This is a genomic window from Alterinioella sp. B-7, assembly GCF_056857775.1.
In genome coordinates, this window is sequence record NZ_JBSXNT010000033.1 from 186,848 (window position 1) to 200,005 (window position 13,158).

Genomic DNA, 13,158 nt, shown 5'->3' on the forward strand with positions numbered 1-13,158 from the left:
CCCCCGGACATGACAGACCATCCGCATCTTGCGCGCCTGATCGAGGCCGCCCGCCCGCTGCCCGCCCTGCCCACGGCCGTCGTGGCGCCCGAAAACCGCCGCTCGCTGGAGGGCGCGCTTGCGGCACGCGATGCAGGGCTGATCGCGCCGATCCTGGTCGGCAAGGCCGGGCTGATCACGGAATTCGCGCGCGACCTGGGGGCGTCCCTGGACGATATCGAGGTGATCGACATTGCCGACCATCCGGCGGCGGCGGCCCGCGCGGTCGCACTGGTCCATGAGGGGCGGGCAGGGGCCGTGATGAAGGGCCACCTGCGCACCCATGATCTGCTGGAGGCGATCGTCCACCGCGATGGCGGGCTGCGGGGCCCTGGCCGGATGAGCCATGTCTTCGTCATGGATATAAGAGGGATAGACCGGCCTGTCCTGATCACCGATGCGGCGCTGAACGTGGCCCCAGACCTGGCCTGCAAGGCGTCGATTGCGCAAAACGCGCTGGATCTTGCGGGCGCGCTCGGCATTGCCGCGCCGAAGCTGGCGGCGCTTTCCGCCGTCACCGTGCCGGTCGAGGCGATCCCCTCATCGCTGGAGGCCGAGGAACTGGCCCGCATGGCCGGTCGGGGCGAGATCACCGGCGGGCTGGTGCAGGGGCCCATGGCGATGGATCTGGCCCTCAGCGCGGATGCTGCCCGCGTCAAGGGTATCGACGGCCCGGTCGCGGGCTTGGCCGATATCCTGTTGGTGCCCGATATCGAATCCGGCAACATCCTGTTCAAGGCGCTCACCCACCTGGCCGGCGCGACGGCGGCGGGGGTGGTCGTGGGCGCGAGCGTGCCGGTGATCCTGACCAGCCGCACCGATGGCGTGCCCGCGCGGGTCGCCTCCTCGGCGCTGGCCTGTCTTTACGCGGCGCGCGCCAGATGAGACCCGAGACAACCCTTGTTCTCACCCTCAACGCGGGCTCCTCCTCGATCAAGTTCGCGCTCTATGCCGCTGCGGATGAGCCGCGCGAGGAGGTCACCGGCCAGGTCGACGCGCTCGGGGACGAGGCCGCGCTGACCCTCACGCCCAAGGGCGCGGAGAAGACCCGCACGGAGCTTGGCCCCACCGATCACGCAGCCGCCGTGGAGGCGATCCTCGAGGCGCTGGCGCCACATATGGCGGGCCGCGCGATCGCGGGCGTCGGTCACCGGGTGGTGCATGGCGGTCCCGATCTGGACGCGCCGGTGCGCCTCGATGCGGCCATGATGGCGCGGTTGGAGGATCTGGTGCCGCTCGCCCCCCTGCACCAGCCCCACAACCTCGCCGCGATCCGCGCCGCGCGAGGCGCCTTCCCCGACGCGGTGCAGGTCGCGGCCTTCGATACCGCCTTTCATCGCGGCAAGCCCTGGGTGGCCGACACCTACGCCCTGCCGCGCGACTACTATGCGCGCGGCATCCGGCGCTACGGCTTCCACGGGCTCAGCTATGACTATATCGCGGGCGTGCTGGCGCGCGAGTATCCCGATCTGGCGCGGGCCCGCGTGGTGGTGGCGCATCTGGGCAACGGGGCCTCGCTCAGCGCGCTGTCCGGGGGCCGCTCCATCGCCACCTCGATGGGGTTCACCGCGCTCGATGGCCTTGCCATGGGCACACGTCCGGGCCGGATCGACCCTGGCGTGCTCTTGCACCTGATGCAGGAGGACGGCATGGACGCCGCCGCGCTGACCCGGCTGCTCTACCATGAGAGCGGGCTCAAGGGGCTCTCCGGCATCAGCCATGACATGCGCCGCCTGCTGGCCTCGGACAGCGAGAAGGCGGCGGAGGCGATCGACTACTACGTCTACACGCTGGCGCGCGAGATTGCCGCGATGACCGCCAGCCTTGGCGGCCTCGACGCGCTGGTCTTCACCGGCGGCATCGGGGAAAACGCCGCCCTGATCCGCGCCCGCGCGCTGGAGCGTCTCGGCTTCCTCGGCCTCGCCATCGACCCCGCCGCCAATGCGGAAAACGCCGCCGAGATCCACGCAGGCGCCTGTCCCGTCCTGGTCATCCCCACCGACGAGGAACGCATCATCGCGCGCGCCACCGTCAAGGAACTCGCACCATGATCTTTCATTTTGCCACAAATACCTTCGGGGGGTGCGGGGGGCAGACAGCCCCCCACGGATCGGATTGCGCAGCAATTCGACACCCCCAATCCCAAGCCCCCCGGTCCTGACATGCGCCTCTCCCTCCAGATCCTCCTCATCGCCCTGGCCCTTGTCGCCGGTCTCGCGCTGATGATCCGCGTGGCCCCGATGAAACCGGCCCGCTGGCATGTCGATCCCGAAACCGCGTCGCGCCCCTCGACGCCCAATGCCTACATCCTGCGCGACCGGGACGGCGATGCGCCCGCCCATGTCACGCCCCTTTCCCCGCCGGAGGCGGCGGCCGCCCTGCATCGCATCGTGATGTCCCTGCCGTACACAACCCGCATCGCTGGCGACCTGGCCCAAGGGCACGCCACCTATGTCGCGCGGACGCCCCTCATGCGCTTTCCCGATGCGGTCTCGATCAAGCTGACGCCCGCGGGCTCCGGCACCCGTGTCGCGATCTTCTCGCGCTCGCGCTTCGGCCAGTCCGACTTCGGCACCAACCGCGCGCGGGTGGCGCGTATCATCGCCGCCCTTGAGGCCGAGGGGCCTTGACCGCGCGGCCCCCCCGCGTCACATCACGCTGATGCTGCCCGCCGACCGCCTCCGCCAGATCACCGAGCGTTTCGAGTATCTCGAAGCGCGGCTCAATACCGGACCCAGGGCAGAAGAGATCGCCGCCATCTCGCGCGAATATGCCGAGCTGAAGCCCGTGGTCGAACAGATCGCGGCCTTCCACGTCCTTCAAGCCGAGATCGAGGAAGCCGAAGCGTTGCTGGACGATCCCGAAATGGCCCCCCTGGCGGAGGAGGAACTGCCCCGCCTGCGCAAGGCCCTGCCCAAGGCCGAACAGGCCTTGCAGATCGCCCTCCTGCCGCGTGACGAGGCCGACGCCCGCCCCGCCATGATCGAGATCCGCCCCGGCACCGGCGGCGATGAGGCGGCGCTCTTCGCGGGCGACCTGTTGCGCATGTATCAACGCTATGCCGAGGCGCGGGGGTGGCGCTTCGAGATCATCGAGGAACAACTGACCGAGCTTGGCGGCATCAAGGAACTGGTCGGGCATATTACGGGCGAGAACGTCTTCGCCCGGCTGAAATACGAAAGCGGCGTGCATCGCGTCCAGCGCGTGCCGACCACCGAATCAGGCGGTCGTATCCACACCTCGGCGGCCACGGTTGCCGTGCTGCCCGAGGCCGAGGAGGTCGATATCGACATCCCCGCCACCGATATCCGCATCGACACGATGCGCGCCAGCGGGGCGGGGGGGCAGCATGTGAACACCACGGATTCGGCGGTGCGGATCACGCATATCCCGTCGGGCATCGTCGTCACCTCCTCCGAGAAATCGCAGCATCGCAACCGCGAGATCGCGATGAACGTGCTGCGCGCGCGGCTCTTCGATCTCGAACGCCAGCGGATGGATGACGCACGCGCCGCCAGCCGCAAGTCCCAGGTCGGATCGGGCGACCGCTCGGAACGCATCCGCACCTATAATTTCCCGCAAGGCCGCCTGACCGATCACCGCATCAACCTGACGCTCTACAAGCTCGACCAGGTGATGGCGGGCGATCTGGACGAGATCATCGACGCGCTCACTGCCGACGACCAGGCGCGGATGCTGGCCGAGATGCAATGACCACCCTGCGCGCGGCTTTGGCGCAAGGTGCGCGCACGCTGTCGGAGATCGACGGCGGCACACGCGATGCGCGGCTCTTGCTGGCCGGGGCGTTGGGCCTGCCCGCGGGGCGGCTGTCGCTGGAGCCCGACCGGGTGGTGTCGGAAGGTGAAATGCAACGATTCCAGGAATTTCTGGACCGGCGTTCCCGTCACGAACCCGTCGCGCGCATCCTCGCGCGGCGTGTGTTCTGGGGCCGCGAATTCATCGTCAGCCCCGCCACGCTGGACCCGCGCCCGGAAACCGAAACCCTGATCGCGGCGGCGCTGGAGGTTGGCCCCCTGCCGCGCCTCTTGGACCTTGGCACCGGCACCGGTATCCTTGCCGTCACCTTGCTGGCGGAATGGCCCGAGGCGCGGGGGGTAGCGAGTGATCTGGATCCCGCCTGCCTTGAGACCGCCACCGAGAACGCCGCGCGCCATGGCGTGGCCGAGCGTCTGACGCTGACCCGCTCGGACTGGTTCGCCGAGATCACCGGCCCGTTCCCCCTCATCGTCTCCAACCCGCCCTATATCGCGGCGCAGGAGATGGCGTCGCTGTCGCCCGAAGTGGCCAATCACGATCCGCACCTGGCCCTGACCGACGGGGCTGATGGCCTGACCGCCTTTCGCCAGATCGCGGCGGGGGCGACACGGCACTTGGCCCCCGGCGGCACGCTCATGGTCGAGATCGGACCGACGCAAGGCCAGCAGGTCGCGCGCCTCTTCACCGAGGCGGGGCTTGAAACCCCCGAGATCCGTCCCGATCTGGATGGCAGAGACCGTGTCGTGATCGCCCGCAATCCTGGGCGGTGACCCGCGCAAAGGGCATTCCTGCCACGGTTTTCGGCCAAAAAGCACCGAATTCGCCGCGAACCGCGCAGTTTGGCCTTGTTTCACCGCAGGTTGCGTGATTACAAGACGCCATGCGGTCGTGGCGAGGGGTTGATCTCCGGCCCCCCGCGGTCACCCCCAACTGATCAGTCAGACCATGCCAGGGAACACCGCCGGGAACACCGCAGGCCACATGGTTTCGCGATCGCGTCGACAGGTTTTCGTCACGCCCGTGAAATGAACTTTATCCCAGGTTAACTGGAAAAGATACGAGACCCATGAGATCATCTAAAAACCGCTCGCGGTCGAAGGGCAACCGCAACCGCTCGCCGATGGGCAACATCGTCAATCGGGTGTTCGACAGTTCCGGCCCCGAAGGCAAGGTGCGCGGCACGCCGCAGCAGATCATCGACAAGTACAACCAGCTGACCCGCGACGCGCAATTGTCGAACGATCGGGTCGCGGCCGAGAACTTCCAGCAGCATGCCGAGCATTACACGCGGATGTTGGGCGAGGCGCAGCGCGAACAGGACGCCAAGCGCGCCGAGCAGGAGGCGCAGCAGGCGCAGGCACAGGCCCGCCGCCAGCAGCGCGACGACGACAATGGCCAGGACGGCGGCAACCAGGGCGGCGGCAATGACGACCAGCCCGAGGCCAACACCTCCCGGCAGGACGGGTCCCGGCAAGGCGGCGGCCAGGATCAGGACAAATCCTTCGATTCCGTCATCGACACCGGCAGCGACAGCCCCTCGGGCCTGGTGGACACGCCGGAAAACGCGCCCAAGCCGAAACGCGCCCGCACCCGCAAGTCGGCCAAGAAGACCTCCGATGAGGGCACTTCCGACAGCGGCAATGATGGCGGCGATGCCTCGAACCAAGGTGGCCCGCAGGCGGCGGAATAGTCCGAGCGTGTCAGGGTTTCATTGAAACAGTGGATCGGTTTTCGCGTTCGCCCCGGTTGGGGCGAGACAGAGAAAACCGATGCAATGTGACCCTGAAACGATCTAGGCCTTCGCCACTTCACGGGCCAGCGCGCAAAACCCCTCGACCGGGACCTGTTCGGCCCGGTCGGTCGGTTTCAAGCCCGCCGCGACGATCCGATCCTCGATATCGGGGGTCACGCCCTTCAGCGCCGCGCGCAGCATCTTGCGGCGCTGGTTGAAGCCCGCCGCGACAACGCGGTTCAGCACCTTCGGGTCGGCTTCGAATCGGGGCTCGGGCAGGGCTTCCAGATGCACTACGGCGGAATGGATCTTGGGCGGCGGCGTGAAGGCCTCGGGCGGCAGGGTCAGCACGATCTTCGCGGTCGCGCGCCACTGCGCCAGCACCGCCAGCCGCCCATAGGTCTTCGATCCCGGCCCGGCCACGATCCGGTCGGCCACCTCGCGCTGGAACATCAGCGTCAGGCTTTGCCACAGCGGCGGCCAGTCGGGCGGCGTCAGCCAGCGCACCAGCAATTCCGTGCCCACGTTGTAAGGCAGGTTCGCCGCGATCTTGACCGGCGGCGTCAGATGCGCGGCCCAGTCGAGCTCCAGCGCGTCGGCATTCAGAACCTTCAGCCGACCGGGATAGGCCGCCGCGATCTCGGCCAGCGGGGCCATGCAGCGGGCATCCTTTTCCACCGCCACGACCCGGCGCGCGCCCTCGGCCAGCAGGCCACGCGTGAGTCCACCGGGGCCGGGGCCCACCTCCAGAACATCCGCCCCTGTCAGGTCCCCCGCCGCGCGCGCGATCCGGGCCGTCAGGTTCAGATCCAGCAGGAAATTCTGTCCGAGCGATTTGCGCGCCGAAAGCCCATGCGCCGCAATCACCTCGCGCAGCGGGGGCAAGCCGTCAATCGTGGCCATGGCGTAACCCGCCGTTAAGGTTAACGCGCGCCGCCGCCCGCTTCTTTGTTCCGCAAATATCCCGGGGGAGTCGCCGCAAGGCGACGGGGGCAGCGCCCCCTGCAACGTCCCTCATCGCGCGCCTCCGAACCGTCTTGCCCCCATTGCCGCCGCCATGCGCAGCGCCGCGATCATGCTGGTCGCATCGGCGCGGCCTTGCCCCGCGATGTCGAAGGCCGTGCCGTGATCGGGCGAGGTGCGGATGAAGGGCAGGCCGAGCGTCACGTTGACCCCGCCCGCGAAATCCACCGTCTTTACGGGGATCAGCGCCTGGTCGTGATACATGGCAATCGCCGCGTCATAGCCCGCCCGCGCGCCCGCGTGGAACATGGTATCGGCCGATTGCGGGCCGGTGATGTCCAGCCCCTCGGCGCGCAACGCCTCCAGCACCGGCGCGATCACCGTGATCTCCTCGCGCCCCATCGTGCCGCCTTCGCCGGCATGGGGGTTCAGCCCCGCCACGGCAAGGCGCGGCGCGCTCAGGCCGAAATCGCGGATCAGGGCGGCATGGGTGATGCGGATCGTGTCGGCCAGCAGATCCGGCGTCAGCGCGGCGGGCACCTCGGCCAGGCCGATATGGATCGTCACCGGCACCACGCGCAAGCCCTCGCAGGCCAGCATCATCACCACGCGCTCCACCCCCGCCAGCGCGGCCAGGTATTCCGTATGGCCGGGATAGGCAAATCCCGCCCCGTCCTTAAGCGCCTTCTTGTGTATGGGCGCGGTGCAGAGCGCCGAGGCGGCGCCGCTGCGCACCAACTCCACCCCGCGCGCGATCACGTCGATGACGCCCTGCGCATTGGCCGGGTCGGGCTGGCCCGCCACCCGCGCGCCCGCGAAACGATGCGCCAGGACGGGCAGGGTGCCGGGGGCAACGCGCGCGGCCTCGGAGGGATCGGAAAGCTCCGCCAATCCCAGCCCGAGCCCTGCGAAATGGCGCGGATCGCCGATCACGAAGAACGGCAATTCGCCGCCAAGTGCCGCCCGCGCGCCGACGATGATCTCGGGGGCGACGCCCGCCGGTTCACCGCAGGAGACGGCGATGGGGGCGGGGGTCATGGGGTCTCGTCGATGATGGCGTCGGCGCGCAATTCGGCGAGGTAGCCATTGGCATAGCCCCCGATGCGCTGCTGGAACAGTTGCTCGCGCACCTGGTCGCGCCCGCCTTCGGGCAGTTCCGTGGCCCGGCTGCACAGCATCACGAACAGCAGCTGCGTGCCGCCCGCGCGGGTCAGCGAGGTGGAAACCTCGTTCGCATCCAGCCGCGCCAGTTCGACCGCGATATCGCCCGGCACCTGGCCGACCGGCACATCCTCGTTCAGGGTAAAGCCGCCGGGGCGCACGCCGTAGAGGTCGTTGCAGGTGTCCAGCTCGTCGCGCAGGGCCGCTGCCTCGGCTTGCGCGGCCTGCCCGCCGGGGATCAGGACCTCGGCATAGGTCACGGCGGTGATGTCGGGGGTGACGAAATCGCTCTCCTCCAGCCCGCGAAGCTGGAAGATGGCGACCGCGTTGCCGAGCGGCACCGGCTCGGTCACGCCGCCGATGGGCAGGGGCAGAAGGATGGTGCGCAATTGCGGCGGGATGGCCGACAGGGGCCGCCAGCCGATGCCGCCGCCATTGCGCGCCGAGCCCGCGGCGGAAAACTCTCGCGCCGCCGCCGAGAAGCCGCCGATCGAGCCGTCGAGCGTTTCCGACAATTGCGTGATGCGCAGGCGCACCTCCTCGGCGGTCTGCGGCGTCACCGGAATGACCAGTTCGGCAAAGTTGATCTGCGCGCCATCGGGGCTGGTGGCAAGCGTCAGGGCGCGGTCGATCTCATCCTCGGTGATCGTGATCCGCCCGCCAAAGCGGTCGCGCACCACGTTGCGCCAGGTCTGTCCGGCGGCGACGAAATCGCGGAAGGTCTGCGCCGAGATGCCTTCATCGGCCAGCCCCCGGATAAACGCTTCGGTATCCATGTCGGCGCGGGCGGCGAACTCCTCCATGCCGTCTGCGATCTGGTCGGGTGTCGCGGTCAGGCCAAGCCGATCGCCGACCTGGCGTTGCAGCCGCTCGTCGATCAGGGCCTCGCGGGCGCGTTCCGGCAGGTTTCCCGGCGCGTTCAGAAGCTGCATGAAGGCGACGCGCTGGTCGATCTCGTAATGGGTGACGGCACCCCCGTTCACCGTCACCGCCGCCGCGAACGGGCTTTGCTGCGCGGTGGCCGGAAGGCTCAAGGCGCAGGTCAGGGCGGCAAGGCCGAAGAGGCGGGATAGGCGTTTGGTCAGCGATGCGCGGATGGTCATGGGTGTCAAAATTCCGTTCATTCCTGTCTTGGCGCGGCTCATCATTGGCAGCTGCGGGCATATTGGCGCCCGTCGCGGGAGGCCCCGAACCCGTTCAGTGCCACGGTCAGGCCGAAATCCGTTGCCGGGGCCAACGTAGCGGAGGTTGTGAACCGACGCGAGAGCGAAAACTCCACATCGACGCATTCGGTGGCATAGGTCACGGCAAGGCCCGCGCGGGTGGGTTCATTGGCCTCGAAATCGTAGCGCCAGTCGACGGAGGCGCCCCAGGGGCTGTCGAATTCATAGGCCGCGTCAAAGGACCACTCGGCAATATCCTGGTTGCGCCCCTCGACCGGGTCGGCCTGGAGCCACGTCACGGAGGAGGCGACGTCGAACTGCGCCCCCTGCCAGCCGAGCGAAAACTCGTTCGAGGTGACGTTGAATTCATCGCTGAAGATGGCCCGGTTCATCAGGAGGAACCCGGTGCCGACCTCGACCGAGGCCGAGACCAGCCAATCGGATCGCCGCCCGTCGAGCCCCGACCCTTGCGTGAATTGGCCGTAATTGCCGTCGCGCCAGACCCGGCCCACGGTAACCCCGAGGTTCCAGCCAAGCGGATCGTCGCGGGTATAAGTCAGGCCGAAGGCCAGCCGCTGGCCGATCTCGTGCCCGTCCGCGCCCGGAAAGCGGTTGAGCGAGAAGAGGTTGCCCTCGTCGAACTCGACCACGCCGCTATCCTCGTTCGGCACCGCCGTGGTGCTGTCGGGCGCCCAGACATATTGCAGCACGGGTTCGACCAGATGCGAGACGCCATTGGTGTTGGCGCGCACCAGCGGCCAGCGCAGCTCTGCCGCGACAAAGGGCGTGGTGCGGGTGACGACATCGTCAAAGGTGCTGTCCTGGCGGATGTTGTAGATGTCGCCGATCCAGCCAAGCTCCAGCCCCGCCAGCACGCCCGCGGGCAAGACCCAGTCGCGCCGCCAGCGGGCATCGAGGCTGAGGCGCGCCACATCGCGGCCCGTCATGTCGGCATCGGACCGGCGCTGGTGGCTATGGGTCGACAGGCCAAGCGTGGCAATGCCGCCAATGTAATCGGGCGCGTAGCGGCGGATGATCTCGGCATCCGTCATCAGTGTCGGCAGGGTGAAGTTGTTATCCGCGTCGCGCAGCGACCGGAACCGGGTGACCGACGCCTCGATATATTCGTCGCGCCGGGCGCGGGCCACGGTGATATGGCTGTTCAGCCGGTCCTCGTCCGAATAATCATAGGTCAGAAGATAGGCCGGGTCGGACACGGTCTGATAATCGAAGGTCAGCAGGAAATCGCGCGGCAGGTCGAACCAGCCGGTGGCAAAGAGGTAGGAGCGCGGGGTTTCCTCGTTCAATTCGTCCCAGGACATCGCGCCGTTCAGTTCCACGAACCCGTTGCGGAAGGCCTGGCGATAGCGCATCTCAAGCGTCTGGCTTTCACCAAAGGTGACATAAGGCGTCACCGTCACATCGGCATGATCGCCGAGCGTGATGAAATAGGGCACCCGGATGCCGGTGCCGATCTGGTTGTTGGCGCGGATCTGCGGCGTCAGGAACCCCGTGCTGCGCTCCAGCGTGGGATCGGGCAGGCGCAGGCGCGGCAGATACATGATGGGGATGCCGGCGGCGCGGAACTGCGCCTCCTCGAAATAGAGCTGGCGTTCCTCGGTGTCATGCACGATGCGCCGCGCGCGGATCTCCCATAGCGGCACCGGGTTGGCCGCGCAGACCTGGCAGGACGATGCGATGGTCTGGTAAAGCTGCGTGTAGCGGCCATCGACGCGGTTGATCTGGGTCGCGGCGATCTGCAATTGCCGGTCCAGAACCAGGCGGGCCGATTGCAGCACGCCCTGCTGCAGATCGCGCGACAGCTCGGCGAAATCGGCCAGGATGATGGTGCTGCCATCGGCCTCGGTCAGGGTGATCGGCCCCTCGACCGTGATCAGGTCGTCGGTGCCGTCATAGCGGATGGCGGCGGCCTGAAGCCGGGTGCCCTGGTACAGGACCTCGACATTGCCCGCCGCCACGACGCTGTTATTCAGCCGCGCGAAACGGATGTCATCGGCGATCAGCGTCGCGGGCAATTGTTGTTGCGCGGCGGCGGGCAGGGCCAGCACCAGGTACACGGCAATCAGGCGGAGAACGCGCATCATCCGTCCTCCGTATGGAACAGGAAGCCGAGCGACAAGAGGATCGCGGCAAGCGGCGGCGTCCAGGCCGCGACCGCGACGGGCAATTGGCCGGATTCGCCCAGAACCTGCGCGAAGTTGCGCAAGAAGAAGATGCCGAACCCCAGAAGCAGCGCGAAGAGGACCATGATCCCGGTCTTGCCGAACCGCGTGTGGCGCATGGTGAAGCTGGCCGCGATCAGCACCATGGCGGCCAGCATCAGCGGGTTGGCCAGTTCCGTCATCAGCCAGACCCGGTGTTGCAGCGCCGCGAAGCCGGCGGCGCGCAGCTGCGCGATGAAGCGGGGCAGCTCGTAGATCGGCACCGTCGAGGGGCGCCCGAAACTGTCGCGGATCTGGTCGCGGGTGAGGGTCGAGGCCAGCGCATAGGTCTCGTGGGTGACGGCCTCGGCCTCGGGGTTGGCCACGGTCAGCGGCCAGGTCTTGGCGCCCGCCATCTGCCACGCGCCATCGACCAGCGCGGCGCGGTCGGCGTCGATCCGGCGCAAAGCCTGGCCGCCCTCGTCATAGACGAAGAAGCTGGCGGCAAAAAGCTCGGTGCCATCGGCATTGGCGCGTGCGGCCCGGATCACGGTCTGTCCTGCCGCATTGCCCTGCCTGAGCCAGAGCCCCTCGCCCGAGACCGACAGCGTGCGTTCCTCGCCGGTCTGGAATTGCTGGATCGTGACCTCGTATTGGCGCTCGGTCGCGGCGACCAGCGGGTTGATGATCAACAGGCCGATCAGCCCGATCAGGATCGACATCAGCACCGGCGAGATGGTCGATTTCAGCGCCGAGCGCCCCGAGGCCCGGACCACCACCAGTTCCGAAGTGCGCGAGAGCGACAGGAACAGCACCAGCGTCGACAGGATGATGAAAAGCGGCAGCATCCGGTAGAGCGAACCGGGCAGGTTCAGAAGCGCCAGTTGAAACGCCTGGCGAAGGCCCGCATCGGGGGTGCCGATGGCGCGCAACTGTTCGGCCAGGTCGATGGGCAGCAGGATCGCGATGAACACGGCCAGCACGATCACGAAGGACCGCAGGAACCGCCGTGCCAGGTAGACATGCAAGATCATGCCGCCGCCCCCCCGCGCCTGCGCGATCCCCGCATCGACAGCGTCACCATGAGGGCGGCCACCGCCGCCGCCAGCGCCGGTTGCAGATAGGCCAGATGCGCCATGCCCTCCTGCCGCGAGCCGATCGCCTCGGCGGCGTTCCAGGACATTTGCAGCGGCACGATCAGCGCGACCGCCAGCAATATCTGCGGCCAGATGCCAAAGCGCGAGAACGCCCCCAACATCAATGTCGCCGCCGCGATCACCGGCACGAAGATCACGAACAGGCTGCGTGCGATCCGGTCATGGCCCGCAAAGCGGAAGGCGGCAAGCGTTGACCCTTGCGCCTCGGCGACCGCGCGCGGGGCCAGCAGAAGCGCGGGCGTCGACATCTCGCGGATCGACAGGATGCGGCCCGTGGGGGCCTCGATCAGCCCGGCGATATCATAGGTGAAATCCTCGAACTCGACGGTCGAAAGGCGCTGGCTCGCGCGGTCCACGTTCTGCGCGATGCCGTCGAACATGACCAGCCGGGGGCCGTCCTCGGTCGAGACCAGCAGCGCGCGCCGGGCGGTATAGGTCGTCTCCACATCCGGGGCCGAGCGGTCCTGCAGGAAGACGTCACGAAACTCGCCCAATTCGGTGATGGCGCGGATATAGACGGTGATGCCGTCGGTGGGGTGGATGAACTGCCCCTCGCGCAGAAACCGGCCGGTCATGTCGCGGCTGACCTCGTAGCTGCGCTCCATCAGCTGCGCGCGGGCGGCGGGCACCAGCAGATGCGCCAGAATCGCGATGAGGAGCCCTGCGATGATTCCGAACACCCAGACCGGACGCAGGAGGCGCAGCGCCGAACAGCCCGCCGTCTGCATGACGACCAGTTCGCTGTCGCCGATCATCCGGTTGGTGACATAGATCGCCGCCACGAAGGCCGAGACGGGCAGCACAAGCAGGATGATCTGCGGCAGGGAAAGCGCGGAAAATTCAAGGAAAACCCGCAGGTTCTGCCCGTCCGAGATCAGCGTGTCGAACAGGCCGACGGCGCGGTTGACCCAGTAGACCGAGACCAGGACGATCGAGAAGAAGCTGAACAGCACCAGAAGCTGCGACAGGATATACCGGTCATAGCGCCCCACGATGCTGCCCTC

Annotated in this window: 12 protein-coding genes; 6 read left to right on the top strand and 6 right to left on the bottom strand. The window is 67.8% G+C overall.

Annotation, left to right across the window (positions count from 1 at the left end):
• Positions 1 to 9: 9 nt before the first annotated feature.
• The 6 genes from AC13C7_RS12840 to AC13C7_RS12865 all read left to right on the top strand — a co-directional run bounded on the left by AC13C7_RS12840 (position 10) and on the right by AC13C7_RS12865 (position 5,506).
• Positions 10 to 924 carry a bifunctional enoyl-CoA hydratase/phosphate acetyltransferase gene (locus AC13C7_RS12840; protein ID WP_172321009.1) on the top strand — a complete coding sequence of 305 codons (915 nt, stop codon included), beginning with the start codon at positions 10 to 12 and terminating at the stop codon, positions 922 to 924.
• Positions 921 to 2,090, top strand: coding sequence for an acetate/propionate family kinase (locus tag AC13C7_RS12845; RefSeq protein ID WP_482867708.1), 1,170 nt, complete (start codon positions 921 to 923; stop codon positions 2,088 to 2,090). The genes AC13C7_RS12840 and AC13C7_RS12845 overlap by 4 nt, the downstream gene beginning before the upstream one ends.
• A 111-nt stretch (positions 2,091 to 2,201) precedes the next feature.
• Positions 2,202 to 2,669 carry a DUF1499 domain-containing protein gene (locus AC13C7_RS12850; protein ID WP_482867709.1) on the top strand — a complete coding sequence of 156 codons (468 nt, stop codon included), beginning with the start codon at positions 2,202 to 2,204 and terminating at the stop codon, positions 2,667 to 2,669.
• Positions 2,670 to 2,700: 31 nt separating this feature from the next.
• Complete coding sequence (gene prfA, locus AC13C7_RS12855) at positions 2,701 to 3,753, top strand: peptide chain release factor 1 (protein WP_482867710.1); 1,053 nt, start codon at positions 2,701 to 2,703, stop codon at positions 3,751 to 3,753.
• The gene (gene prmC / locus AC13C7_RS12860) at positions 3,750 to 4,586 is read left to right on the top strand and encodes a peptide chain release factor N(5)-glutamine methyltransferase (RefSeq protein ID WP_482867711.1); all 837 of its coding nucleotides are present in this window, start codon (positions 3,750 to 3,752) and stop codon (positions 4,584 to 4,586) included. Before prfA ends, prmC begins: the two co-directional genes overlap by 4 nt.
• Before the next feature lie 296 nt (positions 4,587 to 4,882).
• A complete protein-coding gene (locus tag AC13C7_RS12865; RefSeq protein WP_482867712.1) occupies positions 4,883 to 5,506 on the top strand; it encodes a DUF4167 domain-containing protein in 624 nt (207 codons plus the stop codon).
• A 102-nt stretch (positions 5,507 to 5,608) separates the two neighbouring features.
• On the opposite strand, the gene rsmA is transcribed toward AC13C7_RS12865, so the two are convergent.
• The 6 genes from rsmA to lptF form a co-directional block, all read right to left on the bottom strand.
• Complete coding sequence (gene rsmA, locus AC13C7_RS12870) at positions 5,609 to 6,451, bottom strand: 16S rRNA (adenine(1518)-N(6)/adenine(1519)-N(6))-dimethyltransferase RsmA (protein ID WP_172321003.1); 843 nt, start codon at positions 6,449 to 6,451, stop codon at positions 5,609 to 5,611.
• A gap of 111 nt (positions 6,452 to 6,562) precedes the next feature.
• Positions 6,563 to 7,549, bottom strand: coding sequence for a 4-hydroxythreonine-4-phosphate dehydrogenase PdxA (gene pdxA, locus AC13C7_RS12875; RefSeq protein WP_172321002.1), 987 nt, complete (start codon positions 7,547 to 7,549; stop codon positions 6,563 to 6,565).
• Complete coding sequence (locus AC13C7_RS12880) at positions 7,546 to 8,775, bottom strand: peptidylprolyl isomerase (protein ID WP_482867713.1); 1,230 nt, start codon at positions 8,773 to 8,775, stop codon at positions 7,546 to 7,548. Before AC13C7_RS12880 ends, pdxA begins: the two co-directional genes overlap by 4 nt.
• Before the next feature lie 41 nt (positions 8,776 to 8,816).
• On the bottom strand, positions 8,817 to 10,940 hold the full coding sequence (locus tag AC13C7_RS12885) for an LPS-assembly protein LptD (protein ID WP_482867714.1): 2,124 nt from the start codon (positions 10,938 to 10,940) through the stop codon (positions 8,817 to 8,819).
• Entirely contained in the window at positions 10,937 to 12,031 is a 1,095-nt protein-coding gene (lptG, locus tag AC13C7_RS12890) for an LPS export ABC transporter permease LptG (RefSeq protein ID WP_482867715.1), read from the bottom strand. The genes AC13C7_RS12885 and lptG overlap by 4 nt, the downstream gene beginning before the upstream one ends.
• Entirely contained in the window at positions 12,028 to 13,146 is a 1,119-nt protein-coding gene (lptF, locus tag AC13C7_RS12895; RefSeq protein WP_172320999.1) for an LPS export ABC transporter permease LptF, read from the bottom strand. The genes lptG and lptF overlap by 4 nt, the downstream gene beginning before the upstream one ends.
• Positions 13,147 to 13,158: the final 12 nt, after the last annotated feature.